The following is a 25,381-nucleotide window of genomic DNA, read 5'->3' as shown; positions in this document are numbered from 1 at the left end:
TGAAGCCAACCTGAAGCGCCGACGATCCGCCGAGCTCAGCGACCGCCGGGCAGCGTCACCGTGAACCGCGCGCCGCCGCCCGGGCCGGCATCCATCCGAACGTCGCCTCCGTGCGCGCGGACGATCTCACGCACGATCGCCAGTCCGAGCCCGCTGCCGCCGCCATCGCGTGCGCGTGCGTCGTCCAGCCGGACGAACCGCCCGAACACCCGTTCGCGGTCCGGCTCGGCGATTCCCGCGCCGTCGTCCTCGATCGTCAGCAGCGCGCCGTCGGAGGTCTGCGTCAGTCCGAAGGTCACTCTCGATCGTGCATGGCGCGCGGCATTGTCGGCGAGATTGCGGGTGACCTGGCGAAGCAGCGCCAGGTCGCCGCGAACGCGAGCCGGCCGCACCCCGGCCGCATCGACGCTCACGACACCCAGTGCGCGCAGCCGAGTCGCTTCGCCGAGAAGCAGATCATCGAGATCGACGTCGGCGACCGAGAGCGCGAGACCGCCTTCGTCGGCGCGCGTGAGCACCAGCATCCCCTGTACGAGACGTTCCAGACGGGCGCCCTCGTCCAGCACCGCATCGCTCAGCTCCGCGGCGCCGATCCGGTCGGGATGCGCACGTGCGACCTCCGCGTACTGACGCAGCGACGCCAGCGGCGATTTGAGCTCGTGCGAGGCGTCCGAGACGAAGCGGCGCTGCGCGGCCTGCGACTCCTCCAGGCGTCCCAGCATGCCGTTCATGGTGTGCGCGAGGCGCCCGATCTCATCTCGCGTGGGCGGCTCGTCGACGCGCGCGGACAGGTCGGATGCCGACAGCTGCTCGACCTGCCGGCGCATGTGCTCCACGGGGGCGAGGGACCGACCCACCGCCACCCACGTGGTGATCGCGACCAGACCGGTCACAAGCGGGACCGATACCGCGAGCAGGATCGCCACCGTGACGAGGGTCGCATCGACCTCCTCGGTGCTCCGACCCGCGACGACGATCCAATCGCCGCCGACCCGCTCCACCGCGGTCGCGAAGGGCGGGTCATCGGGATCGAGCCGGAGCACCGTCGGGGCGCTCCCCTCGCGGTCGGCGAGCGCGCCGAAATCCTCCGCTGCGTCACTGGCTGCGACCACAGCACCGCTGTCGCGGTCGATGACCTGCCAGAACCGGTCGTCGTCGATGTCGGGAAGGGACTCCGGCCCGCCGGCATCCACCTGCTCGGCGAATGCCGCCGCATCCTGCCGTGCCGCGGCGTCGAGCTGCCCGTACAGAGCGGCGCGCAGGGTGAACCAGAAGCCGACGGCGCCGAGCAGGAGGGCAAGAGCGACGACGGATGCCGCGACCACGGTGATCCGTGCGCGGATGCCGGCGCGCCGGCGCGGGGCGTCACTCGCCATCGGGGCCCAGCCGATATCCGGCTCCGCGGATGGTCCGGATGCTGTCGCGCCCGAACGGCCGGTCGAGCTTCGAGCGCAGGTGACCGATGTACACCTCGACGATGTTCGGGTCGCCGTCGAACGCGAAGTCCCAGACCCCCTCGAGGATCTCGGCTTTCGAGACCACCTCTCCCGGGCGGCGCATCAGGAACTCCAGGACGGCGAACTCGCGAGTGGTGAGGTCGATCGCGGTGCCGCCCCGGCTGACCTCGCGCGAGGCCGGATCGAGCGTGAGGTCACCGACGCGCAGAGTCGCCGGGCGGGCGCCCGCGCCACGGCGGATGAGCGCCCGCAGCCGGGCGAGCAGCACGGCGAACGAGAACGGCTTGGTGAGGTAGTCGTCGGCGCCGGTGTCCAGGCCCTCGACCTGATCCCACTCGCCGTCCTTCGCCGTGAGCATGAGCACCGGCGTCCAGTTCTGCTCATCGCGGAGCGTGCGGCACACGACGTAGCCGTTCATACCGGGCAGCATGATGTCGAGCAGGATCGCGGCGTACTGCTGCTCGCGGGCCAGCCACAGGCCATCGGTGCCGGTGTGGGCGACATCGACCGCGAAGCCCTCGGCCTCGAGGCCGCGCTTGAGCCCCTCCGCCAGCCGCGGCTCGTCGTCCACCACCAGCAGTCGCATGAGTCCATCGTGGCTCATGCGCGCTGAACCGGCGCTGAACCGGTGCTGACGGCTGCCGGGTGGTCAGAGCTCGATGCCCACCAGAACCGGTTCGGGCTGGAGGATCAGACCGAACTCCGCCTGCACACGGCCCTGGATGAAGCGCGCCAGCTGGGCCAGCTCTTCGGCGGACCCACTCCCCCGGTTCGTCAGCGCGAGGGCGTGCTTGGTCGAGAGGGCTGCGCGGGAGCGCGGCAACTTGAACCCCTTTCGCAGGCCGGAGTGCTCGATGAGCCACGCGGCGCTGACCTTGACGTCGGATTCCGCGCTCACCGAAGCCGGGACATAGCCGTCGTATGCCGCCAGGGGAATGACCAGGACCGGGTCGAGGTCGGGTGTCACCGGCCAGCGCGGGCACTCGGCTGGCAGGGTGCGCGCGAAGGATGCCGAGACGATCGCGTTCTGGAAGAACGAGCCCGCGCTGTACGTGTCGGGGTCCTCGGCGTCCAGGACCATGCCCTTGCGGCGGCGGGTCGCGAGCACGTGGTCGCGGACCCAGTCGAGCGAGACCTCCGCACCGGGCTCGAGGCCGAGGGCGGTGCGGAGCTGCTCACCGGGAACCGGGCGATCCCCGTGCCCGACGTCGGCGAGCTCGAGGGTGACCGACAGGATCACGGCCGGCCGGGCGGCGACCGAGCCGTAGTGGTGCTTGAACACGGATGTGCGGAATCCGAGGCCCAGCTGGTCGGCCGGAACGGTCGAGATCTCGACGGTCGGCTCGTCGATGAGCTCGACCTCGACGAGTGTCTGGACGATCTCCTGCCCGTACGCGCCGATGTTCTGGACCGGCGCCGCCCCGACGGTTCCGGGAATCCCGGACATCGCCTCGATTCCGGCGAGTCCCTCCGCCACGGCGAATGCCACGAGGTCGTCCCAGTCGTGCCCAGCCTGCACGCGCAGCCGCACGAATCCGGGCCGGGGGGACGGCATCCGCTCGATGCCGCTCGTCAGCACGCGAACGACGGTCCCCTCGAACGGCTCGTCGCCGATGAACAGATTGGAGCCGCCGCCGAGCACGAGCACCTGTTCGCCGGTCGCCCAGACGTCGCGGAGCGCGGCGACGAGCTCATGGGTCGTGTGCGCATCGATCATGCGCGAAGGGGCGCCGCCGGTGCGCAGAGTGGTCAGCTGCGCGAGGGGGATCGGTTCGACGTCGGGCATCGGCTAGGCGAGTCGGACGCGGACCTGCGCCTTGCCGAGCACGGTGGTCTCGCCGTGGGTCACGGTCAGATCGATGCGCGCCGCTTCGTCGTCGACCGCGCCCACCTTGGCGACGATCGTCAGATCGGCCCCGGTCTCGGGGTCGACGACCACCGGGCGCGTGAAGCGCACGCCGTACTCGAGGATCCGCCCCGCGTCGCCCAGCCAGGGCACGATCGTCTCGACAGCGAGGCCCATGGTGAGCATTCCGTGGGCCAGCACGCCCGGCAGGCCGACGGATGCCGCGACATCGTCGCGGTAGTGGATCGGATTGAAGTCTCCCGACGCCCCGGCGTACCGCACCAGGGACTCGCGGGTGAGGTGCACGGTGCGCTCCGCGACGATGTCGCCGACCGCGGTCACTGCTCGCCCTCCCCGACGAGCAGCACCGATGTCGCGGTCACGACGTGCTCGCCGGCGGCATCCCGGACCTCGGCCTCACTCGTGACCATCGCGTTGCCGCCGATCGCACGAACACCGGTCACCGACAGGGTCCCGGTCAGTTCGTCACCCGCGACGATGGGGCGCGTGTAGCGGAAGCGCTGCTCGGCGTGCAGCACGTTCTGCAGGACGATGCCGGAGTCCGGCTCAGCCAGGAGCTGCTTCAGGGTCTGGTCCTGCACGACCATCGCGAACGTCGGCGGCGCGACGACGTCCGCGTAGCCGAGGGCCTGAGCGGCGGCGGGATCGAGGTGCGGCGGGTCGTCGGCGAAGACGGCGCGGGAAAACTCGCGCACCTTCTCGCGGCCGACAAGGTAGGGCGCCGTCGGGGGGAAGACGCGCCCGACGAGCTCGGGGTTCACTGGCACCGTGCCATCCTACCGAGCGGCGGTCCGCGCCCGGAGGCTCATGCCCGCCGCTCCCGGAGGGTGCGCACGGCGAGCTGCCCTGCGATGAACACGAGGAAGATCGCGAACAGCACGTTGCCCCAGAACGGATCGACGAGCGTCGCGAACCACGCGCCGAGCGCGGTCGTCGTGCATGCGGCGACGCCGATCAGCGCCGCGCCGGGCAGGTCGACGTTTCCCCGACGGAAGTTGCCGATCGTGCCCGAGATCGCGGTGGGGATCATCATCAAGAGCGAGGTGCCCTTCGCGATGAGGTCGCTGGTGCCGAAGAGCAGCATGAGCGCCGGCACCACGATGATGCCGCCGCCGACGCCGATCAGCCCGGCCACGGTGCCCGTGGCGACGCCGAGCACGACGAGTCCGACGATGGTCCACACGGTCAACGGCAGCCCCGCGTCTCGCGACGGCACGACGATGAAGAGGCTGATGATCACCGCGACCAGGAATCCGATGAAGCTCCACCGCAGCACCGTCAGCGGCACGCGGGGCAGCAGCCACGTGCCGATCTGCGCTCCGACGACCGCACCGGCCGCGAGGATGAGCCCCGGTATCCACGCGACGGATCCGTGGATCGCGTATGAGATCACGCCCACCGTGGCCGTCGGCACGATCGCCGCGAGCGAGGTTCCCGCCGCGAGCCGCTGGTTGTATGCGAGCACCAGCACCAGCAGCGGAACGATGACGGTGCCGCCGCCGACTCCGAACAGACCGGACAGGAGCCCGGCGAGCAGCCCGATGCCGAGGCAGGTCAGGATGTACTTCGTCCCGCGCGGTGCAGGCGCGTCGGGCTGCGCGGCGTCCGGCGCATCGAGATCGGGCATGGCCCTATCCTGCCGGTTCGGGACTGGGCTCTTCGGACGCGGCCCGCACCGCGGCAGGCAGCGCCGCGATGATACGGTCGAGCTCGACGTCGGTGTGGGCCGACGAGAGGAACCACGCCTCGAACACGCTCGGCGGAAGGCTGACGCCCTGATCGAGCATCGACGTGAAGAACGCGCGGTAGCGCCACCCGTCCTGGTCCTTCGCGTCGTCGTAGTCGCGCACCGCCCCATCGCGGAACGCGAGCGAGAAGAGACTCCCGGCCCTGGACACGCGGACGCGAAGCCCCGCGGCGGCGAACGCGTCCTCGACGGCGCCCGACAGCCGCGCCGCAGAGTGGTCGATGCGCTCGTACACCGCGGCATCCGCGGCGCGCAGTGTCGCGAGCCCCGCCGCGACGGCGAGCGGATTGCCGCTGAGCGTCCCGGCCTGGTAGACCGGCCCGAGCGGAGCGAGGAGGTCCATGATCTCGGCGCGGCCGGCCACCGCGGCCAGCGGCAGGCCGCCGCCCACGATCTTGCCGAACGTGACGAGGTCGGGCCGCCACAGCACGGATCCGGCACGCTCGGCCTCCAGACCCCACCACCCGGCGGGTCCCACGCGGAACCCGGTGAGCACCTCGTCCAGGATCAGGAGGGCGCCTTCACGGTGGGCGAGCTCGGCGAGCTCCTGGTTGAACCCGTCTGCGGGCACCAGCACTCCGGCATTGGCACCGGCCGCTTCGGTGATGATCGCGGCGATGCGGCCCGGGTGCGCAGCGAAGGTCGCCTCGACGGCAGCCAGATCGTTGTAGGGCAGCACGATCGTGAGCGCCGCGACCTCGGCGGGAACCCCGGCCGACCCGGGCAGGCCGAGCGTCGCGACGCCCGAGCCCGACTCGGCCAGCAGCCCGTCGGAATGGCCGTGGTAGTGCCCGGCGAACTTGATCACGATGTCGCGCCCGGTCGCGCCGCGCGCGAGCCGCACGGCCGTCATGGTCGCCTCGGTGCCGGTGGAGACCAGACGGATGCTGTCGAACAGGCGCGTGCCCAGCACGGTGGTGCGCTCGCGCAGCAGTTCGGCGAGCTCGGCTTCGCCCGGAGTCGTCGCCCCGAACGACAGACCGCGGGCCGCGGCATCCTGCACCGCGGTCACGACGGCCGGATGCGCGTGACCGAGCAGCGCCGGCCCCCAGGAGCACACGAGGTCGATGTACTGCCGGCCCTCGACGTCGGTGACGTAGGGTCCGCGCGCAGACACGAGGAAGCGTGGGGTGCCGCCGACCGACCGGTACGCCCGCACCGGCGAGTTGACCCCGCCGGGGATGACAGCCTGTGCCCGGGCGAACTCCGACTCGTTCGTCACGCGCGGCTCCCGTCGCGGAGCAGGTTCGCGACCTCGACGGCCCAGTAGGTGAGGATCGCATCGGCGCCTGCCCGGCGGATCGAGACGAGCGACTCCAGCACCGCCCGCTCGCGGTCGATCCATCCGTTGGCGGCGGCCGCCTCGATCATCGAGTACTCGCCGCTGACCTGATACACCCACACCGGGACGGGGGATGCCGCTGCCACGCGCGCGAGCACATCGAGGTACAGCGACGCGGGCTTGACCATGACGATGTCGGCGCCCTCCTCCGTGTCGATCGTCGCCTCGCGGACCCCTTCGCGGGCGTTGGCGGGATCGAGCTGGTAGGTGCGGCGGTCGCCCTCGAGCGAGGACTGCACTGCCTCACGGAAGGGGCCGTACAGCGCGGACGCGTACTTGGCGGCGTAGCCGAGGATCGCGGCATCCTGATGTCCGTTCGCGTCCAGCACGTCGCGCACCGCCCGCACCTGGCCGTCCATCATCCCGGACAGACCGAGGAGGGCCGAGCCCGCCTCCGCCTGGGCGAGCGCCATCGCGCGGTAGCGCTCGAGGCTGGCGTCGTTGTCGACGCGACCGGCCGAATCCAGCACGCCGCAGTGGCCGTGGTCGGTGAACTCGTCCAGGCACAGGTCGGTCTGCACGACGAGCGCATCCCCGACTTCTGCCGCGGCGATGCGCGTCGCGACGTTGAGGATGCCGTCCGGGTCGTCGGCGCCGGAGCCGATGGCGTCCTTGCGCTCGGGCACGCCGAACAGCATGATGCCTCCGACGCCGGCATCCGCCGCCTCGTGGAGCGCGCGCTTGAGGGAATCGGGGGTGTGCTGCACGACGCCGGGCATGGACGAGATCGGCACCGGTTCGCTCACGCCCTCGCGCACGAACATCGGCAGGACGAGCTCCGAGGGGTGAAGACGCGTCTGTGCGACCAGCCGACGCCATGCGGGCGTCGCCCGCGTGCGGCGGGGACGGATGTCGGGGATCGGTGACGTGCTCATGGATGCAACCTTCCTGGCCTCATCGTGCACCACTGCCTCAGCGCCCGCCATGCAGCGGTGCGAGTTCGGCCGCGCCGCCCTCGAGCAGCGCCTGCGCCACCCGGTCGGCGAGATCGAGGGCCGATCGGTCGGAGTCGGCACCGCCCGTGTCGGCGATCGTCAATCGGCTGCTGCCGTCGGGCGCGTAGACGGTGGCGCTCAGCGTCAGCACGCCGTCGCCGACAGTCGCGTGGGCGGCGATCGGCGCCGAGCAGCCGGCTTCCAGCCGCACCAGCACGCCGCGCTCGGCTGTCGCTGCGAGCCGTGTGAGGTCATGGTCGACGGCGCCGACGCGATCGACGAGCGCTGCCCCGGCATCCGCCCGGATCTCCAGAGCGAGCGCGCCCTGCGCGGGGGCCGTGGGCCATTCGGTGAGATCGAAAAGCTCGGATGCGTCACCAAGACGGCCGAGGCGCTCGAGCCCCGCCGCCGCCAGAACGAGCCCGTCGACCCGCCGGTCGTCATCCGGGTCGTACAGGCGCCCCAGCCGCGTGTCGACGTTGCCGCGGATGCCGACGACGTCGAGATCCGCTCGCACGGCGAGCAGCTGCGCCCGGCGACGCGGCGAGCCGGTGGCGACCCGTGCGCCCTTCGGCAGCCGGGACAGGGTCACACCGTCACGCGTGGCGAGCGCGTCGCGCGCGTCGGCGCGGATCGGGACCGCGGCCAGCCGGATGCCGTCTGCCGGCGCGGTCGGCAGATCTTTGAACGAATGCACGATCACATCGACCGTGCCTGCGAGCAGCGCGTCCCGCAGTGCCGATACGAACACCCCGGTGCCGCCCATGGAGGCGAGCGGAGCCGACGAGCGATCGCCCTCGGAGGTGATCGTCACCAGCTCGTGCGAGCCGAGCTGCGCGGCGATCGCCGAGGTCTGCGCCACCGCGAGCGCACTCGCGCGCGTCCCGACGCGGATCGGAGCGCCCGGCTTGAACAGGGCCGTCACGGCGCGAGCCCCGACACGGCGGGCCTGAACCCCGCACGGACGTTCTCGCAGCACGCGGGACGACACACATCGAACCACGGGCCGAGCTCGGTCAGATGCGGGCGCTCCTCGACCGCGGTCGCGTCCCGGCGCTCGACGACCAGGTCGACCAGCCCTCGCACGAACGCCGGATCGATGCCCGGCGTCGGGGTGCGCACCGCTCGGATGCCAGCCTTCTCAGCGGCTTCCATCGCCTCGGTGTCGAGATCCCAGAGCACTTCCATGTGGTCGCTCACGAAGCCCAGCGGCACGATCACGACTGCATCGACGCCCCGGGCGGGCAGTTCGCCGATCACGTCGCACACGTCGGGCTCGAGCCACGGCTGCGTCGGCGGGCCGGAGCGGGACTGGTAGACGAGCTCCCACTCCGTCACCGCCGCCTCGGGCACCGCTCGGGCCACCTCGGCCATGATGACCCCTGCGACCGCTTCGTGCTGCGCGGCGTATGCGCCGCCCGGCCCGAAATCACGGTCCCGGGGTCCGGAACGCTGCGCGTCGGATGTCGGGATGCTGTGCGTCGAGAACAGCACGCGGATGCGGCCCGGCGCGATGCCGTCCGCGACGAGGTCGCGCACGGCCGCGGTCACACCTTCGGTGAACGCGTGCACGAATCCGGGGTGGTCGAAGAACTGACGCACCTTGTCGATCGTCACCGTGCTCTCCAGGCCCGTCGCGTCCAGCACGCGCGCGAAGTCCTCGCGATACTGGCGGCAGCTGGAGTACGAGCTGTACGCGCTGGTCGCGATCGCCAGGAGCGTGCTGTCGCCGGCCGCGGCGGCATCCTGCACCGCGTCCTCGAGGAACGGCGCCCAGTTGCGGTTGCCCCAGTACACCGGCAGGTCGATCCCGCGGGCGGCGAGCTCGACCTCGATCGCCGCCTTGAGGGCGCGGTTCTGCGCATTGATCGGGCTGATCCCGCCGAAGTGGCGATAGTGGTGGGCGACCTCTTCGAGGCGCTCGTCGGGGATGCCGCGACCGCGCGTGACATTGCGCAGGAAGGGGATCACGTCGTCCTGGCCCTCCGGACCTCCGAACCCCGCGAGCAGGATGCCGTCGTACGCGGTCGCGGCGAGGACGTGCGGGAGACCGGATGCGGCAGCCGGGCTGGCCGCGAGGACCACTGCGCCGTCGGTCGCGCGCTCGCTCACGAAAGCACCTCGGCCAGCTCGTCGGGTGCGATCAGTCGCCCGGTGAAGAACGGGACCTCCTCGCGCACGTGCCGGCGCGCCTCGGTCGCGCGGAGGTGGCGCATCAGGTCGACCAGGTCGATCGGGTCGTCGGCCTCGAGGGCGAGGATCCATTCGTAGTCGCCGAGCGCGAACGCGGCGACCGTGTTGGGCTGCACCTGCGGGAACTCGCGGCCCATCCGGCCGTGCTCGCCCAGCATGCCGCGGCGCTCGTCCTCGGGGAGGATGTACCAGTCGAGGCTCCGCACGAACGGGTACACCGTGACCCACTGCTTCGGCGGGAGCCCCCGCATGAACGATGGCGCGTGGTCCCGCGTGAACTCGGCGTCACGGTGCACTCCGAGCGCGTTCCACCGGGGCGTCAGTGAGGCCAGCGGGCTTGTGCGGCGCAGGGCGCGCAGCGCGGCCTGCAGCCGCTGCGCGTCATCGCCGGTCAGCCACAGCATGACGTCGGCGTCGGCACGCAGGCCGGACACATCGTAGATCCCGCGCAGGGTGACTCCGGTCGAAGCGAGCTCGCCGATCGCCGCCGGCAGGGATGCGGCATCCGTCGTCGCGGTCGTGGTCTCGGGGCGCGCGAAGACCGCCCAGAGCGCGTATCCGACGGTCTCGTTCGTCTCGTTCGTCATCGTGATCCTTCCGGGTCGCCCGAGTGGGCGCCTGTCGCTTCGGTGCTGATCCGTGCTGCGATCGTGCGCGCCGTCTCTCTCGCGGCCGCGACGATCGATGCAAGTCCGGTGGTCGAGGAGGCCTCGCCGACGGCATCCTGGCCCACGGCCGCAGGGTGCGCCTGCAGCGTGCGGGTCCAGGTCCGGACGTCCAGGTCGATGACCCGGTCGATCCGCGCACCTGTGACCGCGCCGAGGTCTGCGATCACCGTCCGCTCGGGGTCGTCCGGCATCTCATCGTAGGAGAGCCGGACCACGTGCCTTCCGGGAGGCAGCTGGTCCGCGAGCCACTGCCACTTGGCAGTCGAGTGGGTGAACGCGCGAGCCGTGATGCCCGTGGCGCCCTCCGCCACGAGGGCGCCGGTCCCGCGCGGCGCATCGTCCAGCCCGGCGGCATCTACCACGGCGATGGCCACGGTGATGTCGCGGGTGCGAGCTGCGCCGGCCGCCTCGGCCGCCCCCAACACGACGTGCCCGTCGATCCGCTCGCCGGTATCGAGCAGCACGCCGTCGCGGTCGGTGCTCGCGACGCGGGTGCCGAGCCGGATCTGCGCACCCGCCGCCCTCGCATCGCGCTCGAGCTCCCCCGCGAGCCGGTGCACGCCGCCGCGCAGCCCCGCGACCTGAGATCCGGCGGGGCTCGCCGCGCGCAGTCGCTCGACCGCCGCCCCGAGCGACCAGCTCGAGCGCAGGGCGTCGGGCAGCCCTGGTGAGGCGAGTTCCAGCAGGAGCTCGTCCGGCGATGTCGAATAGACCCCGCGGACGACAGGGGCGACCAGTCCGTCCAGCACACGGGCTCCCATGCGGCGCCGCACGAGGTCGCCGAGATTCCCATACGCCTCGGGTCGGCGCAGCGGGACGATCGAATCGAGCCGCGCTCGCCACGCTCCACGCAGGCCGATCGCGGCGGCGACATCGTGGGCGCGGGGATCCCCCGGGATGCCGAGCACGCTGGCGGCGGGCAACGGGTGAGCGGCACCGCGAGCGGCGATCAGCCAGGCGGGCGAGTCCCGTGGGAGAACGAGGTCTGCGGCGAGGCCGAGTTCGGTCGCGAGCGCCGCGACGGTGCCCCCGCGAGTCGCGAACGATTCGGCCGCGGCGTCGATGTCGAGCCCGGCGAGGCGGATCGTGGCCAGCTGGCCGCCGACGTGATCCGACGCTTCGACGAGGGTGACCGCGACGCCGGCGCGGGCGAGATCGCGCGCGACGACCAGGCCCGCCGCGCCCGCGCCGACCACGACCACCCGGCCCGGCGCCGCGGAGGGCGACGAGGGTCTCGGCTGCGATGCGGGCATCGTCGGATGCTGCGACATGTCAGACGGCGACGGCGCCGACCGACGCTTCGTGGACGAGGGTGACGATGCGTGTGAGCACGTCGGGATCGGTGTCGGGCGGGACGCCGTGACCGAGGTTGACGACATGCGCGGGCGCGGCCATGCCCCGCTCGAGCACGTCCAGCACATGGGCCTCGAGCTTCTCCCACGGTGCCGTCAGCCACGCCGGATCGATGTTGCCCTGCACCACCACGTCGCCGCCGAGCCGGCGCGACGCCTCGTCGAGCGGGGTTCGCCAATCGACGCCGACGGCATCGGCCCCGATGCCCGCCATCAGGTCGAGCACCTCGCCGCTGCCGACCCCGAAGTGGATGATCGGAACGTCGAGGCCTCGCAGCGCCGACAGCGTGCGGCGCGAGTGCGGAGCGACCCGGCGCTGATAGTCATGGCGCGACAGCGAGCCGACCCACGAGTCGAACAGCTGCACAGCGCTCGCGCCCGCTTCGACCTGGGCTCGAAGGAACGCGCCCGACACGTCGGCGCACCAGTTCAGCAGCTGCGCCCATGCCTGCGGGTCAGAGACCATGAGGCTGCGCGCACGCAGCTGATCCTTGGACGGACCGCCCTCGACCAGATAGGAGGCCAGCGTGAACGGCGCACCGGCGAAACCGATGAGCGGCGTGCCGCCCAGCTCGGCGACCGTCCGCGCGACGCCCTCCCTGATGGGTGCGAGCGCATCGGGATCGATGGGTCGCAGGCGGAGGATGTCGGACGCGGTTCTGATCGGCGAGTCCAGCACCGGGCCCCGCCCTGCGACGATCTCGACGGGGACGCCGGCCAGACGCAGCGGGATCACGATGTCGCTGAAGAACACGGCCGCGTCGACACCGTGTCGCCGCACGGGCTGCAGGGTGATCTCGCTCGAAAGCTCCGGGTTCAGGCACGCGTCGAGCATCGCGGTGCCGACGCGGAGGGAGCGGTATTCGGGAAGGCTGCGCCCAGCCTGGCGCATGAACCAGACCGGGGTGCGCTCGGGACGCCGACCGCGCAGCGCGGTGATCAGCGCCGAGGAGGTGGTCCGACCGTCACCGAGCGGGTGCGACACGGGAGAAGACATATAGACCATCCTCCCACTGCTCGCGGGGCGTACGGTTCGGCATCCTCCGTGCCGCCGTGTTTCGCTCCGACGCCGGGTGCGGCGACAGTTCCGTACCATGGAACAGTGCTGCTCTGCGTCTCCGTGTCTCATCGGACAGCGGATTTCGACCTTCTCGGTCGCCTCTCCGAGGCTGTGACCGCGAGTTCGCCGACCGCACTTCTGGACGACCGACGCGCGCACGGGGCCGTTCTCGTCGCGACCTGCAACCGCGTCGAGGCCTACCTGGACGTGCCCCCGGGCGCCGACACGAGCATCGCCGAGGCCACTCTGCGCACCCTCGCCGGCGCTGCCCGGCTCCCGAACGACACGCTTCGAGGTCGCGCGGAGGTGCTGGCCGGCGCGCCTGCGCTGCACCATCTCTTCGCTGTGACGTCGGGGCTCGAGTCGATCGCGGTCGGCGAAGAGGAGATCGCGGGTCAGGTACGGCGCGCCTACGAGGCCGCCCGCGAGACCGGATCCACGACGCCCGAGCTCGACACGGCATTCCAGCGCGCGGCGAAGGTCTCGCGCGACGTGCGGGCGGCGACGGCGATCGGCAAGCAGGGCAGGTCGCTCGTGCAGTTCGCCCTCCAGCTCGCGGGCACCCGCGTCACCGACTGGCGCCAGACGCGCGCCCTCATCGTGGGCACCGGAAACTACGCGGCGACCACGGTCGCAGCCCTGCGCACGCTGGGGGTCTCGGAGCTCGCGGTCTATTCGCTCACGGGTCGGGCCGGGCAGTTCTCCGATCGGTACGGCGTGCGCGCGGAGAACGATCTGAGGGAGGCAGTCGCCAAGGCCGAAGTCGTCATCACCTGCACGAACACCTACTCGGTGGGCGTGGACGACATCGCCGACGACTCACGCCGCACGATCATCGATCTGGGACTCCCCCGCAACGTGGATCCCGCGGTCGGCAGGCTGCCGGGGGTCGAGCTCATGGACCTCGAGCTGATCGCGACGCATGCGCGCCTGCCGATGCTGGCGCCCGACGCCACGGCGCGAGAGCTGGTCTCCTCGGCCGCCGGCGCGTTCGCCGCCGAGCAGGTCGCGGCACCCGCGATCGTCGCCCTGCGACGGCACGTCTTCGACGCACTGGACAGCGAGTTGACTCGACTCGCGTCGAAGTCGGTCCCGCCCGAGCAGGCGGCCGCCGTCACCGAGGCACTGCGCCACTTCGCCGGCGCCCTCCTGCACGATCCGACGCAGCGCGCCCGTGATCTCGCCGCAGGCGGCCGCGTCGGTCACTTCGAAGCGGGCCTCGCCGCCGTGTTCGGCATCGATCCCGCTCCGGAGGCAGGCACCGTCACTCCGCTGCGTCCCGCGGTCGGGGAGTCAGGCGCCGCCGAAGCGGGCAGCGCCTGATCCCGACTCAGGGTGCGTTGTCGGCGCCGTCGATGGCCCAGCCGCCGTCGGAGGGCACCACGACGTACGCGTAGTGATCGTCGTACGGGACGGGCTCTTCGGTCGGATTGCCGTCCTCGTCGAACATGCTCGTGTACGTCTCGGAGGTCACGACCGTGATGACGTCGTCATCCGTCGTGACCGACGTGACCGTCAGCTCGTACCCCTCGACCGAGTCGATGAACCCCTGCGAAGCGGCGGTGAACGACGCGCAGTCGGTCAGCTGCAGCACTTCGCGGAACGCCTCGGTCGTCGACTGCTGGAACTTGTCGCAGTCCGCCGTGCCCCACGCGTCGTCGTACAGCTCGACCGCGGCGACAGCCGCCTGCTCATCGCCCGTGCTTCCGCTGCTCGCACCGGTGCTGAACATGCCGATGAAGACCGGGATCAGCACCGCCGCGAGGATCACGAGACCGAGCATGACGACACCGAGCACGACCCACAGGATCCACAGCTTCGACTTCTTCGGCTCTGTCGCGGAGATGAAGGCACCCGAAGGCGCGGACCCGCCCGGGAAGCCACCGGGGTATCCGGGCGGAACAGACGGGGCATATCCGTCGGCGGGTGCGCCGGGCGCCGCCCCGGGGTAAGGGGTGCCGGCATCCAGCGTCGGGGCGGCATAGGGGGCTGCCTCCGCGGTCGGCGCCGGGTCGACGGCCGGAGCGAGGAGGGTGTCCATCGTCTCGGCGGGTTCGGCGGGCTCGGCAGGCTCGGCGGCGGTGGCGGGGCCTTCGGCTGTGAGATCCACGGCGGCCGGTGCCACGGGCGCGGTCTCCGCCGCTGCAGGCTCTCCGGCCGCAGGCTCCTCGGCGATGACCGGCTGATCGACCTCGGGCTCGGGATCGGGCGTCTGCACGTGCTCGGTCCACTGCGCGCCGTCCCACCAGCGCAGCGCGCCGCGTCCGTCGTCGTACCAGCCGGGCGGTGTCGTAGCCATGCGCTCGTCCCTCTCACGCCGTAGCCATCGTGGTCTCCGGTCGCAGACCGAGCCTATCCGAGCCGCACGTCGCGGTTTCGTCCTCATGGGATGACGTCTGCGCTCCCCGGAGCCGATAGCGTGACGCCCAAATGGACACCTCTGCAACGAACCTCGTCTGGCTCATCGCGTTCCTGGTCGACCTCGGGATCAAGATCGCGGCGCTCATCATCATCCCCAGGCGGCGCAAGCCCACGGCCGCCATGGCCTGGCTGCTGGCGATCTTCCTCATACCGTACGTTGGCATCCTGCTGTTCCTGCTGATCGGAAGCTTCCGGCTGCCGAAGAAGCGCCGTGATGCCCAGCAGGAGATCAATGCGCTGATCACCGAGCGGGTCGCCGGCCGCAACGAGCCGGCGGAGGCGGCGACCTGGCCGCTCTGGTTCCAGCGGGTCGTCGATCAGAACCTCGCTCTCACGGCCCTGCCCGCGGTCGGCGGCAACAGCGCCACCCTCTTCGGCGACTACCAGGGCTCGATCGACGCGATGGCCGCCGAGATCGACACCGCCACCACGTTCGTCCACGTCGAGTTCTTCATCGTGGCGTGGGATGACACGACCCGCGGGTTCTTCTCCGCCATGGAGCGCGCGGTGTCTCGCGGCGTCACCGTCCGGCTCCTGGCCGACCACCTGCCCTCCGCAAAGATCCCCGGGAGCAAGGAGACCTTCGCGGAACTGGATCGCATCGGCGTGAAATGGTCATGGATGCTGCCCGTCCAGCCCTTCAAGGGCAAGTATCAGCGTCCCGACCTCCGCAACCACCGCAAGCTCGTCGTCGTCGACGGCCGGGTGGGCTTCATGGGCTCGCAGAACCTGATCGCCCGGACGTACGACTCGCCGAAGAACATCAAGCGCGGACTGCAATGGCAGGAGCTCATGACGAGGCTCACCGGCCCGGTCGTGGCCTCCGTCAACGCCGTCTTCCTCTCCGACTGGATGATCGAGACGGGCGAGTTCCTCGAGAGCGAGCACGTGCCCGCGGACGAGCTGACCCGCAGCACGTCGCCGGACGCGCTGGTCTGCCAGGTCGTGCCGAGCGGTCCGGCCTACCCGACCGAGAACAACCTGCGCATGTTCCTCTCGCTCATCTACGGCGCGACCGACAAGGTCATCATCACCAGCCCCTACTTCGTCCCCGATGAGGCGATGGTCTACGCGATCACCACCGCGTGCCAGCGCGGCCTCGAGGTGCAGCTGTTCGTCTCGGAGATCGGCGACCAGGGGCTGGTGTACCACGCCCAGCGCTCGTACTACAGCGATCTGCTCGAGGCCGGTGTGCGGATCTTCATGTACCCGGCGCCCTACATCCTGCACGCCAAGCACATGTCCATCGACGAAGACATCGCGTTCATCGGGTCGAGCAACATGGACATCCGCTCGTTCAGCCTCAACGCCGAGTCGTCACTGCTCGTGCATGGAAGGACGTTCGTCGCCGCGATGCGGGAGGTCGAGCAGGGCTACCGCGACGCAGGTCGAGAGCTCACTCTCGAGCAATGGCGCAAGGAGCCCTTAAAGTCGACGTTCTTCGACGGCCTGGCACGCCTCACTTCGGCGGTCAACTGACCGCAGAAGCGGCATCCGCTACTGGCGTGCCATCGCGACGCGCATCCGCTCACCCGGATCGATGAGGTGATCGTGGTCGTCATCGCCGAGGTCGATCTGCACCCAGTGGATCCTGCCCCGGAAGCGACTGGTCTGCGGCGTATAGTCCGCGCTGACCGGAGTGCCGGATTCGTAGCCGATGTCGGTCGTCTCGTCGGCCGAGAAGACCATCGCCTGCGTCGCTGCGACCCGTCCGCTGCCGACCGCTTCTCCGTCGTAGTACAGCGTGACATCGCCGCCCTTCGCGAGACCACCGCCGTCGTACGCGAACTCCATGCGAACCTGGTGCGTGCCCACCGGAATCGGAGAGCCGGCTTCGGCCACGAACTCGTGGATGCCCAGCAGGTTGTAGACGAACTTGGCCCTTCCGTCCTTGACGTACAGGCTCCACCCGCCGAAGCGTCCGCCCTGTGCGATGATCACGCCTTCCGACCCGCTCTCGGGCACGTCGAGCTCGGCTGTCACGGAGAACGACTTGTTCTTGATGCTGACCACGCTGTTCTCGGACAGACGGCCCATACCGGCGAAGAACTGCTGCGAGTTGCCGCGGATCAGAGTCGGGCGACCCGCGATCTCGGGGTTCAGCCGCTCGGCACCCCGGTCGTCGATCGGCAGCACGTTGTACTTCGTGGCCTCGATGATCCACAGGCGCTGGAGCTTGGCCAGCATCTCTGGATTGTCGGCGACCAGGTTGTGCGCCTGACTGTAGTCCGAGCTGCCGTCATAGAGCTCCCACACGTCGTCGTCGAAGGCGGGCAGCACGGCACCCACCATCTCCCAGGGCGTGTGGTGCTTGGTCACCGCGCTCCAGCCCTTGTAGTAGATGCCGCGGTTGCCGAACATCTCGAAGTACTGCAGGTCGTGCTTTTCCGGAGTATCGGGCTCGTCGAACGTGTAGAGCATGCTCGTGCCCTCCATCGGCGACTGCTGGACGCCGTTGACCATGGTCGGCTCGGGAAGCCCGGCGGCTTCCAGAATCGTGGGCGCGATGTCGATGACGTGGGTGAACTGCGTACGCAGCCCGCCCTTCTCGCTGATGCCCTTCGGCCAGTGCACGATCGTCCCGTTTCGGGTGCCGCCCCAGTGCGAGGCGACCTGCTTGGTCCACTGGAAAGGTGTGTCCATGGCCCACGCCCAGCCGACGGCGTAGTGGTTGTAGGAGGACGGCGTACCGAGTTCGTCCAACTTGGAGATCATGAACTCGGGGGTCTCCAGTGCGGCCATGCCGTTGAAGTTGGCCATCTCGTTGAACGCTCCGTTGAGGGTGCCTTCGGCAGACGCGCCATTGTCGCCGATGATGTAGTAGATGAGCGTATTCTCGAGCACGCCGAGGTCGTCGATGGCGTCGATCACCCGGCCGACGTGGAAGTCCGTGTGCTCCAGGAAGCCCGCATAGACCTCCATCTCGCGCTCCAGAACCGGCTTCAGCTCGGCGGGCATGTCATCCCAGGCGGGAATCTCATCGTGACGCCGGGTCAGCTGAGCGTCGGCGGGGATGACCCCCATCTCCTTCTGGCGCGCAAAGGTCTTCTCGCGCTGCGCGTCCCACCCGTCGGCGAACTTCCCCTTGTACTTGTCTGCCCACTCGGTCGGCACATGGTGGGGTGCGTGAGTCGCGCCCGGCGCGAAGTACACGAAGAACGGCTTGTCAGGCATCAGCGCCTTCTGGGTGCGGATCCAGGTGACCGCGTGATCGGCGAGATCCTCGGTGAGGTGATAGCCCTCTTCGGGTGTCGCCGGCGGTTCGACCGGGGTCGTGCCGTCGTACAAGGCGGGGTCCCATTGATTGTTCTCACCGCCGATGAACCCGTAGAACTTCTCGAATCCGCCGCCCGCGGAGGGCCAGGCGTCGAAGGGACCCATCGGCGAAGACTGCCAGACGGGGACCTCGTGGCACTTGCCGAACTGCGCAGTGGAGTACCCGTTCAGTTTGAGGGTCATCGCAAGCGGAGCCTTCGTGTTCGGCTTGAGCGAGCTGTTCCCAGGTGCAGAGGTCGCCGTCTCGGTGATGCTGCCCATTCCCACCGAGTGATGGTTGCGACCGGTGAGCATGGCTGCGCGCGTCGGCGCGCACAGAGCAGTGGTGTGGAAGCGGTTGTAGCTCAGACCGCCGGCCGCCAGCTTCTCCGCGTTCGGGGTCTGACACGGTCCGCCGAACGCACTCGAGGCACCGAAGCCGGTGTCATCGATCAGCACGATCAGCACGTTCGGGGCGCCCTCCGGTGGGAGCAGCGGCTCGATCGGCGGGTACGCGGTATCCGGATCCTTGGCGTCATATGTCGTCAGCCCCGGGGCCGGGCGGTCGGGAATCGGCAGCATGGTGCGGGCATGGCGATCGGGATTCATGAGAGCTCCTTCGACGGCGACTCGGCGTTGTGCCAGCCAACCGGGTTCCCGCCGTGTGCGCGTCATTCGAATCGGGTGATGAGCCGCCATCGCCGGGCGGGAACCAGAGGCGCCCACCGGAGCGAGCACGCGCCGTCGCGAAGTCACCCCTTCCGCATGATGCGGCGGCAGGCTGCAGGTCGATACGTTGAGGACATCATCGGCTGCGACCTCGCCGCCCCCGAAAGAAAAGGCTGTGCAAAGTGAATCTCTGGGAATTCCTCGTGTGGATCTTCTGGGTCTACATCCTCATCGCATGCATCTGGATCTTCATCACCGTCATCATCGACATCTTCCGTGACCCGAGCCTGAACGGCTGGGCCAAGGCGCTCTGGGTGATCTTCCTGGTCTTCCTGCCGTTCCTCGCCGCCTTCATCTACCTGATCGCCCGCGGACGCAGCATGACCGAGCGCCGGATGGCCGAGGCCGCGCAGGCCCAGGCGGCCCAGAACAGCTACATCCGCGAAGTGGCGGGCGCCTCGCCCACCTCGGAGATCGAGTCGGCCAAGAAGCTGCTCGACTCCGGCGCGATCACGCAGGCCGAGTACGACGCCCTGAAGGCGAAGGCACTCGCGTAGAGCACCCTGGAAGACCCCGCAGCCGCACTCAGGCTGCGGGGTCTTCCCATGTCTTCAGACGAAGCCGAAGACCGGCGGGAAGACGATCATCACGATGAGCGCCCACGCCAGGTAGACGGGGATGTATCCGGTCTGCCACTTCTCCAGGCGCGCGGGTCGCGTCGTCCCGCGAAGGATGCCGATCAGCAGGTAGGCCGACCACGCGAGGTTCACGAGCAGGATCACGTTGAGCCCGAGCGAGGCGACCTTGTTGGCACTGAACCCGAAGCTGCTGATCCTCGCGACCATCGCGACCAGTACCAGGACGTCGACCACGATCGCACTCGAGACCATGAGCAGCTGCAGTCGCTCGAACCAGCCCGGGCCGCGTTCCGGGTCTCGGGCGGAGAGCGAGTAGAGCAGCAGTCCGAGCACCACGACGAGCACGACATCGAAGATGATCAGCAGGTCTCTGCTGGTGCCGAGCAGGTCGCGCTGGATCAGCGCGGCCACGACGAATGCCAGCAGCATCGCGGTGAACAGCGGCGTGAACACCTTCGTCAGCACCGGAGCGATGTTCTCGATCACGCTCTGCTTCGCCTCGACGAGCCCCGCGGCGACCAGCACGGCGCCCGCGACGCCGCACGGGATGATCCACTCCTCCACGATCGGCCCGGCGTCGAGCCCGATCGCGCCGAAGACCCCCATCGTGAGTGCCACCAGCACACCGCCGCCCAGCGCGATCAGCGTGTAGTACACGACCCATTCCCCCGTGAACCGGATGAAGTCCATGCGCGTGGTGTCCGACCGCCACAGCCCGCCGGCGTAGGAGATGCCCACGGCCAGCCACAGCACGACCAGGGACGCCGCCGCGGCGAGCACGACCGTCATGCCCTGCGGCGCGAACGGATAGATGTTGAGGATCACGGCCGTGACGGCGAACACGGCGGCCACGACGATCATCACGGTCGCCGACGCGCGGCGCGTCCACGCGAAGTATGCGGCGAGGAACGGAAGCACGAGCAGGCCGATGTTCAGTCCGTAGAACTCCGGGTCGCCGGAGAACGTGATGCCGAACAGCGCCGGCACCTTGACGGCCAGCGCCGCCCCGACCGCCAGGCCCGCGACGACATACAGCGGGCGAGGTCGGCGCCCGATGCTCGGTGCATCGTCGACCACGAGCTGCTTCCAGAGCCGGTCGGAGTGCTCGCGCGCATACTGTCGCGAGAGCTCATGGAGACTGCCGATGCGCTTGATGGCGACGAAGAACGCTTCATCGCCGGTCAGACCCGCCCGCACGAGGTCATCGACCTGGTCTCGAAGATGGCCTTCGAGCTCGTCGACGTCCGAACCGGCGACCGCCTGCCTGCGCCGAAGGAACTCTCGCCACTCCGCTATCTGGGACTCGAGCTGCGCATCCTGATCCGCCATGGTCACGCTCCCGCCGGGCTGACGACGACGCGTGCCGTCGAGTCGGATGCCGACTTCCACACCTTTTCCAGAGCGGTGCTCACCGCGTTCCACTGCCTGCGCTGCTCCGCCAGCACCGCGCGACCGTCAGCGCTCAGCAGGTAGTGCTTGCGCCGCCGTCCCGACGGAGCGGCGTGCCATGCCGACTCCACGTACCCGAGCCGCTCGAGCCGGTGCAGCAGCGGGTACAGCATGCCGTCGCTCCAGGTCAGCTCGCCCTCGGAGAGCGCATCCACGCGTTGAAGGATCGCGTACCCGTACGACTCCCCCTCGGCGAGGATGCCGAGTACGAGCGGGGTGGCCGCTGCGGCCACCAGGTCCTTGCCGATGTGCATGGGCTCTCCTCACCGGGTGCATACCTAGAAGTACTAGGTACATAGAACCACAAGGTATACGGAACTCCAAGGCACTCTGCGCCGATGCGACCGGTGACCACCGGGTCGGGTGCGCCTTGTTGACCCCGCCTCGGATGCGAGACCACTATGGATCGAGCCGTTCGCCGCAGGACCGGATCGCGCAGCAGTCGATTCCCCGAGCGAACGCTGAGCGCAACGGAGGGCTCCATGGCACGCATACCGATTCCAGCACCCCGCAAGCCCGCCACCAAGGATCCGGCTCAGGAGATCGCCCCGACTCCCAAGCCGGCACGACGGACCGCGAACGCGCGAACCGCCAAGACCACGGGCGCGCAGCACGCGCTGCGCAACATGTCCGAGATCCGCCATCACTTCCGCACCAGCACGCAGCCGGTGTACTTCGTCGGCGCCACCGCATTCAACCTTCTCGGCCTGGACCGATGGGTGCGCGGATTCTCGTACATCACCTACTACGACGCCTGGAACGGCGCGCATCCGCGCGTGTTCAGCCCCGCCCACAAGCCCTACATCGAATTCGAATCCGGTGAGGAGATCAACAACTGGCTGCTGCGCAACGCGGAGGTGCGTGCGCACATCGCACGGCGCACACCGGTCGGGGTCCGTCCGCAGATCGTGATGGTGTTCTTCGACAACGAGACCGAGCAGATCTGCGACGAGCTCGGCTACGACCTGATCCTGCCGTCCGCCGACCTGCGCGAACGCCTCGACTCGAAGATCGTGACCACGCAGCTCGGCGAAGAGGTCGGCGTGCCCAGCGTGCCGAACGTCCTGACGACGGTCGGTGGGTGGGATGACGTCGCCGCGGCAGCGAAGAAAGCCAAGCTCGGGACCGACCTGGTCATCCAGACCGCGTACGGCGATTCGGGCAAGACGACGTTCTTCGTGACCTCGGAGGAGGAGTTCGACGAGATCGGCGATGATGTCCTCGGTGTCGAGGTCAAGATCATGAAGCGGATCAACAACCGCCCGATCGCGGTGGAGGCCGTCCTGACCAGGCACGGCACCGTCGTCGGGCCGTTCATGACCGAGATCACCGGCCACAAGGCCCTCACGCCGTATCGGGGCGGGTGGTCGGGGAACGAGATGTTCCCCGACGTCCTCGATGAGCAGACGCGGCGGAAGGCGGCATCCCTGGTCGAACGCCTCGGCAACCGGCTGGGCGGCGAGGGGTATCGCGGCTTCTTCGAAGTCGACGTCCTGGTGGACACCGACAGCGGCGAGGTCTACCTCGGGGAGCTGAATCCGCGGGTGAGCGGCGCGTCCGCGACCACCAACGTCACTGCCGGTGCGTATGCCGACGTTCCGCTGTTCGTCTTCCACCTGCTCGAGTACGCGGGCGTGGAGTTCGAGCTGGACGTCGCCGAGATCAACGACCGATGGGAGGAGCTCGCGTCGGAGGACGAGTGGAGCACGATGGTCATCAAGCACACGCGCTCGGACGTCGAGCGGATCGACTCCGCGCCGCAGACCGGTCGCTACGTCGTCGATGAGAGCGGCGCGCTGGTGTTCTCGCACGCCGAGCTGGACTGGCACCTGCTCAACAGCGAAGGCGAGGCGTTCTTCCTGCGCGTCTACGGTGCCGGCGACTATCGGTGGAAGGGTGCGGATCTCGGCATCCTGGTCACGAAGGGCAGGCTGCAGACGAAGGGCGGCGCGCTCACCATCCGCGCGACGCATTTCATCGACTCGATCCGTGCCCTGTACACCGCGACGCCGATCGACCACGCCGCCCCGGAGCGCGGCCCCGCAGCCGCGAAGGGCGTCTGATGGCGCGCATGTGGCACAGTAGCTAGGTGTTCTCGGCAGACGACTCATCCGGACCGATCGGCGGAATCTCCAGCGCGGCGCAGCAGCCGGCGCTCGATCAGTGGCAGTCGCCGCAGCACCTCGCGTGGTCGATGCAGAACATCGCGACCTTCCTGCCCGTCGCGATCATCCCGCGCGGCCCCCGCGCGACCGCCTTCGGGTACGCGCCGCAGGACCTCGGCGCGATCCCGGTCGCCCACCCGTGGGAGGACAGATCCGCCTCGTTCGCGGAGGTGATGGACTCGACCTTCACGGACGGATGGATCTTCACGCGGGACGGCGTCGTCATCGGCGAGCAGTACACCGGCACGATGCTTCCCGAGAGCGTGCACCTGCTCATGTCGGTGAGCAAATCGCTCACCACCGCGACCGCGGGCTGCCTCACCGGCACGGGCGAACTGGATGCCGAGCGGCAGGTCACCGATTACGTCCCGGCGCTCGCCGACTCCGGCTACCGTGGCGCGACCGTTCGGGATCTGCTCGACATGCGCACCGGCATCCGCTTCTCCGAGGACTACCTCGACGAGACGGCGGAGGTGCGTCTGCTCGAGGAGGCGATCGGCTGGGCGCCGCGAACGCACGAGGACGTGCCCGACACGCTGCTCGGATTCCTCGCGTCGCTCGAGCAGGAGCGCGAGCACGGCGGGCGCTTCGACTACAAGTCCTGTGAGACCGACACCCTCGGCTTCGTGATCGCCGGCGCGACCGGCGCCCACCCGGCAGACGTGATGTCGGAGCGCCTGTGGGCGCCGATGGGAGCGGAGTACGACGCGAGCGTCGGACTCGACTCCGTGGGCTCGGGAATGTTCGACGGGGGCTGCTCGGCGACGCTGCGCGACCTCGCCCGATTCGGCTCGCTGTTCCTGCGCGACGGTCACGCTCTGGACGGCGTCTCGGTGCTGCCGCCCGCGTGGGTCGCGGACACGTTCGCCGGAGGGCCCGACTCGCGCGCTGCGTTCGCAGCGGCCAGCGAACCGACGCTCATGACCGGGGGCATGTACCGGAACGGATTCTGGTTCCCCGGCGCGTCCGCCGACGTCGCCCTTGCCCTCGGAATCCACGGCCAGATGGTGTACATCAATCGGGCCACCGGCGTCGTGGCGGCGAAGCTCTCGACGTGGCCGACGCCTCAGGACGGCGAGAAGCTCCTGTGGACGATCCGGGCGTTCGACGCGGCATCCTGGGCGCTGGGCTCCTAGGCCGGTGGCGGCATCCGGATGACCGTCACCCCGGCCGTCGTCGGAGGACGGCTCATCGCGGCGAGCGCGGCCCCGGCATCCTCCAGCTCGATGACGGCGCCGACGAGAAGGTCGGGTCGCACGCGCCCCGAGGCGACGAGGTCGAGCATCGCCGGATAGTCACGCGCGGCCATGCCGTGCGAACCGTAGATCTCCAGCTCGTTCGCAACGACCTGCCCCATCGGCAGCGGAGGTGCCGCGTGATCGCCCAGCAGCAGTCCGATCTGGACGTGCCTGCCCCGCCGGCGCAGCGATGACACCGACGCGACGGCCGTCGCGGTGGAGCCGACGGCGTCGAGGGAGACGCTCGCGCCGCCGCCCGTGATGTCGAGGATCCGGTCGACGACATCGGTCCCCGCCTCGACGGTCGCCTCGGCGCCGAACGTCCGCGCCAGCTCCAGCGCGGGAGCGGACACGTCGACGGCGACGACTCGGGCGCCGAGGGCCGAGGCGATCATCACGGCCGACAGCCCCACTCCCCCGCATCCGTGGACCACCACCCACTCTCCGGCGCTCACCCTGCCGTGAACGGTCAGGGCACGGTACGCGGTGGCGAACCGGCACCCGAGCGACGCGGCCGTGACGAAGTCGAGGTCTTCGGGCAGCGGAACGATGTTCAAGTCGGCCGCCGGCACCGCGACGAGCTCAGCGAACGACCCGGGCATCGTGAACCCGGGCTGCGACTGGTTCGGGCACACCTGCGCCTCGCCGGCGGCGCACCATTCGCATCGCCCGCAGCCGCAGACGAACGGAGCGGTGACCCGCTCGCCCACCCGTCGGGTCAACACCCGCGGCCCGACGGCGGCGATCACCCCGGCGAACTCATGTCCGGGCACGTTCGGGAGGGGCACCGGATCGTGGCCCTGCCAGGCGTGCCAGTCCGAGCGGCAGACTCCGGTCGCTCGGACTTCGACGAGCACGCCGTCGTCCGGACACTGTGGCGCGGGCACGCTCACCAGCGTCGGAGTGTCACCGTAAGCCTCGTATT

General features: G+C 69.8%; 23 protein-coding genes. 5 read left to right on the top strand and 18 right to left on the bottom strand.

Translation table 11 applies throughout. The annotated features are described in order from the left end of the window. Positions 1 to 35: 35 nt before the first annotated feature. From BM349_RS15770 to hemE, 13 genes are all read right to left on the bottom strand, one after another. Positions 36 to 1,376: a HAMP domain-containing sensor histidine kinase gene (locus tag BM349_RS15770; RefSeq protein WP_091708123.1), complete on the bottom strand. Its 1,341-nt coding sequence runs from the start codon at positions 1,374 to 1,376 to the stop codon at positions 36 to 38. After that, positions 1,366 to 2,043: a response regulator transcription factor gene (locus BM349_RS15765; RefSeq protein ID WP_091708120.1), complete on the bottom strand. Its 678-nt coding sequence runs from the start codon at positions 2,041 to 2,043 to the stop codon at positions 1,366 to 1,368. Before BM349_RS15765 ends, BM349_RS15770 begins: the two co-directional genes overlap by 11 nt. Before the next feature lie 63 nt (positions 2,044 to 2,106). After that, the gene (locus BM349_RS15760; protein WP_091708118.1) at positions 2,107 to 3,243 is read right to left on the bottom strand and encodes a UDP-N-acetylmuramate dehydrogenase; all 1,137 of its coding nucleotides are present in this window, start codon (positions 3,241 to 3,243) and stop codon (positions 2,107 to 2,109) included. A gap of 3 nt (positions 3,244 to 3,246) precedes the next feature. Continuing rightward, positions 3,247 to 3,645, bottom strand: a complete 399-nt coding sequence (locus BM349_RS15755; RefSeq protein ID WP_091708116.1) for a MaoC/PaaZ C-terminal domain-containing protein — start codon at positions 3,643 to 3,645, stop codon at positions 3,247 to 3,249. Then, positions 3,642 to 4,091, bottom strand: coding sequence for an FAS1-like dehydratase domain-containing protein (locus BM349_RS15750; protein ID WP_091708114.1), 450 nt, complete (start codon positions 4,089 to 4,091; stop codon positions 3,642 to 3,644). Before BM349_RS15750 ends, BM349_RS15755 begins: the two co-directional genes overlap by 4 nt. 38 nt (positions 4,092 to 4,129) lie before the next feature. Then, the gene (locus BM349_RS15745; protein WP_091708112.1) at positions 4,130 to 4,951 is read right to left on the bottom strand and encodes a sulfite exporter TauE/SafE family protein; all 822 of its coding nucleotides are present in this window, start codon (positions 4,949 to 4,951) and stop codon (positions 4,130 to 4,132) included. A gap of 4 nt (positions 4,952 to 4,955) precedes the next feature. Beyond that, on the bottom strand, positions 4,956 to 6,293 hold the full coding sequence (gene hemL, locus BM349_RS15740) for a glutamate-1-semialdehyde 2,1-aminomutase (protein WP_091708110.1): 1,338 nt from the start codon (positions 6,291 to 6,293) through the stop codon (positions 4,956 to 4,958). Beyond that, positions 6,290 to 7,288, bottom strand: a complete 999-nt coding sequence (hemB, locus tag BM349_RS15735; protein WP_091709431.1) for a porphobilinogen synthase — start codon at positions 7,286 to 7,288, stop codon at positions 6,290 to 6,292. The genes hemL and hemB overlap by 4 nt, the downstream gene beginning before the upstream one ends. A gap of 37 nt (positions 7,289 to 7,325) precedes the next feature. After that, positions 7,326 to 8,273: a hydroxymethylbilane synthase gene (gene hemC, locus BM349_RS15730; RefSeq protein WP_091709429.1), complete on the bottom strand. Its 948-nt coding sequence runs from the start codon at positions 8,271 to 8,273 to the stop codon at positions 7,326 to 7,328. Continuing rightward, on the bottom strand, positions 8,270 to 9,460 hold the full coding sequence (locus BM349_RS15725; RefSeq protein ID WP_091708108.1) for a ferrochelatase: 1,191 nt from the start codon (positions 9,458 to 9,460) through the stop codon (positions 8,270 to 8,272). The genes hemC and BM349_RS15725 overlap by 4 nt, the downstream gene beginning before the upstream one ends. Further along, positions 9,457 to 10,128 carry a hydrogen peroxide-dependent heme synthase gene (hemQ, locus tag BM349_RS15720; RefSeq protein WP_091708106.1) on the bottom strand — a complete coding sequence of 224 codons (672 nt, stop codon included), beginning with the start codon at positions 10,126 to 10,128 and terminating at the stop codon, positions 9,457 to 9,459. Before hemQ ends, BM349_RS15725 begins: the two co-directional genes overlap by 4 nt. Further along, positions 10,125 to 11,462: a protoporphyrinogen/coproporphyrinogen oxidase gene (locus BM349_RS15715; protein WP_091709427.1), complete on the bottom strand. Its 1,338-nt coding sequence runs from the start codon at positions 11,460 to 11,462 to the stop codon at positions 10,125 to 10,127. Before BM349_RS15715 ends, hemQ begins: the two co-directional genes overlap by 4 nt. A 19-nt stretch (positions 11,463 to 11,481) precedes the next feature. Beyond that, positions 11,482 to 12,567, bottom strand: a complete 1,086-nt coding sequence (hemE, locus tag BM349_RS18595; RefSeq protein WP_139230947.1) for a uroporphyrinogen decarboxylase — start codon at positions 12,565 to 12,567, stop codon at positions 11,482 to 11,484. A 96-nt stretch (positions 12,568 to 12,663) separates the two neighbouring features. Between hemE and BM349_RS18590 the strand changes: the two genes are divergently transcribed. Then, positions 12,664 to 13,944 (top strand): glutamyl-tRNA reductase, encoded by a 1,281-nt coding sequence (locus tag BM349_RS18590; RefSeq protein ID WP_175525328.1) that lies wholly within the window; start codon positions 12,664 to 12,666, stop codon positions 13,942 to 13,944. Between the two features lie 7 nt (positions 13,945 to 13,951). Here the strand turns inward: BM349_RS18590 and BM349_RS15705 are convergent, their stop codons facing one another. Next, complete coding sequence (locus BM349_RS15705) at positions 13,952 to 14,920, bottom strand: DUF2510 domain-containing protein (protein WP_175525327.1); 969 nt, start codon at positions 14,918 to 14,920, stop codon at positions 13,952 to 13,954. 131 nt (positions 14,921 to 15,051) lie between these two features. Between BM349_RS15705 and cls the strand changes: the two genes are divergently transcribed. Next, the gene (gene cls / locus BM349_RS15700) at positions 15,052 to 16,521 is read left to right on the top strand and encodes a cardiolipin synthase (protein ID WP_091708098.1); all 1,470 of its coding nucleotides are present in this window, start codon (positions 15,052 to 15,054) and stop codon (positions 16,519 to 16,521) included. Positions 16,522 to 16,539: 18 nt separating this feature from the next. Here cls and BM349_RS15695 read toward each other — a convergent pair whose 3' ends face one another. After that, entirely contained in the window at positions 16,540 to 18,906 is a 2,367-nt protein-coding gene (locus BM349_RS15695; protein WP_091708096.1) for an arylsulfatase, read from the bottom strand. A gap of 242 nt (positions 18,907 to 19,148) precedes the next feature. On the opposite strand from BM349_RS15695, the gene BM349_RS15690 reads away from it, so the two are divergent. Continuing rightward, a complete protein-coding gene (locus BM349_RS15690) occupies positions 19,149 to 19,523 on the top strand; it encodes an SHOCT domain-containing protein (RefSeq protein WP_091708094.1) in 375 nt (124 codons plus the stop codon). A gap of 54 nt (positions 19,524 to 19,577) precedes the next feature. Here the strand turns inward: BM349_RS15690 and BM349_RS15685 are convergent, their stop codons facing one another. Together BM349_RS15685 and BM349_RS15680 are read right to left on the bottom strand one after the other, a co-directional pair. Next, the gene (locus BM349_RS15685; RefSeq protein WP_091709425.1) at positions 19,578 to 20,933 is read right to left on the bottom strand and encodes a permease prefix domain 1-containing protein; all 1,356 of its coding nucleotides are present in this window, start codon (positions 20,931 to 20,933) and stop codon (positions 19,578 to 19,580) included. A gap of 2 nt (positions 20,934 to 20,935) precedes the next feature. After that, the gene (locus tag BM349_RS15680) at positions 20,936 to 21,307 is read right to left on the bottom strand and encodes a PadR family transcriptional regulator (RefSeq protein WP_091708091.1); all 372 of its coding nucleotides are present in this window, start codon (positions 21,305 to 21,307) and stop codon (positions 20,936 to 20,938) included. 228 nt (positions 21,308 to 21,535) lie between these two features. Between BM349_RS15680 and BM349_RS15675 the strand changes: the two genes are divergently transcribed. Further along, a complete protein-coding gene (locus BM349_RS15675; RefSeq protein WP_091708089.1) occupies positions 21,536 to 23,116 on the top strand; it encodes a biotin carboxylase in 1,581 nt (526 codons plus the stop codon). Positions 23,117 to 23,142: 26 nt separating this feature from the next. Beyond that, positions 23,143 to 24,354, top strand: coding sequence for a serine hydrolase domain-containing protein (locus BM349_RS15670; RefSeq protein WP_254773939.1), 1,212 nt, complete (start codon positions 23,143 to 23,145; stop codon positions 24,352 to 24,354). Here BM349_RS15670 and BM349_RS15665 read toward each other — a convergent pair. Next, a complete protein-coding gene (locus tag BM349_RS15665; protein ID WP_254773938.1) occupies positions 24,351 to 25,343 on the bottom strand; it encodes a zinc-dependent alcohol dehydrogenase family protein in 993 nt (330 codons plus the stop codon). The genes BM349_RS15670 and BM349_RS15665 overlap by 4 nt on opposite strands. Between the last annotated feature and the right edge of the window lie 38 nt (positions 25,344 to 25,381).

The organism is Microbacterium sp. cf046 (assembly GCF_900114345.1).
Taxonomy (GTDB): Bacteria; Actinomycetota; Actinomycetes; order Actinomycetales; family Microbacteriaceae; genus Microbacterium.
Note: the sequence above shows the minus strand (reverse complement) of the source record. Positions and strands in the feature narration are given on the sequence as shown.

What these genes read in the sequence shown, in the direction of transcription:
- BM349_RS15765 (WP_091708120.1), bottom strand. Translation starts at nt 2,043, where the DNA reads ATGCGACTGCTGGTGGTGGACGACGAGCCGCGGCTGGCGGAGGGGCTC.
- BM349_RS15675 (WP_091708089.1), top strand. Translation starts at nt 21,536, where the DNA reads ATGGCACGCATACCGATTCCAGCACCCCGCAAGCCCGCCACCAAGGAT.
- BM349_RS15680 (WP_091708091.1), bottom strand. Translation starts at nt 21,307, where the DNA reads ATGCACATCGGCAAGGACCTGGTGGCCGCAGCGGCCACCCCGCTCGTA.
- BM349_RS15695 (WP_091708096.1), bottom strand. Translation starts at nt 18,906, where the DNA reads ATGAATCCCGATCGCCATGCCCGCACCATGCTGCCGATTCCCGACCGC.
- hemB (WP_091709431.1), bottom strand. Translation starts at nt 7,288, where the DNA reads ATGAGCACGTCACCGATCCCCGACATCCGTCCCCGCCGCACGCGGGCG.
- BM349_RS15685 (WP_091709425.1), bottom strand. Translation starts at nt 20,933, where the DNA reads ATGGCGGATCAGGATGCGCAGCTCGAGTCCCAGATAGCGGAGTGGCGA.
- hemQ (WP_091708106.1), bottom strand. Translation starts at nt 10,128, where the DNA reads ATGACGAACGAGACGAACGAGACCGTCGGATACGCGCTCTGGGCGGTC.
- cls (WP_091708098.1), top strand. Translation starts at nt 15,052, where the DNA reads ATGGACACCTCTGCAACGAACCTCGTCTGGCTCATCGCGTTCCTGGTC.
- BM349_RS15715 (WP_091709427.1), bottom strand. Translation starts at nt 11,462, where the DNA reads ATGCCCGCATCGCAGCCGAGACCCTCGTCGCCCTCCGCGGCGCCGGGC.
- BM349_RS15705 (WP_175525327.1), bottom strand. Translation starts at nt 14,920, where the DNA reads ATGGCTACGACACCGCCCGGCTGGTACGACGACGGACGCGGCGCGCTG.
- BM349_RS15770 (WP_091708123.1), bottom strand. Translation starts at nt 1,376, where the DNA reads ATGGCGAGTGACGCCCCGCGCCGGCGCGCCGGCATCCGCGCACGGATC.
- BM349_RS15760 (WP_091708118.1), bottom strand. Translation starts at nt 3,243, where the DNA reads ATGCCCGACGTCGAACCGATCCCCCTCGCGCAGCTGACCACTCTGCGC.
- BM349_RS15745 (WP_091708112.1), bottom strand. Translation starts at nt 4,951, where the DNA reads ATGCCCGATCTCGATGCGCCGGACGCCGCGCAGCCCGACGCGCCTGCA.
- hemE (WP_139230947.1), bottom strand. Translation starts at nt 12,567, where the DNA reads ATGGTCTATATGTCTTCTCCCGTGTCGCACCCGCTCGGTGACGGTCGG.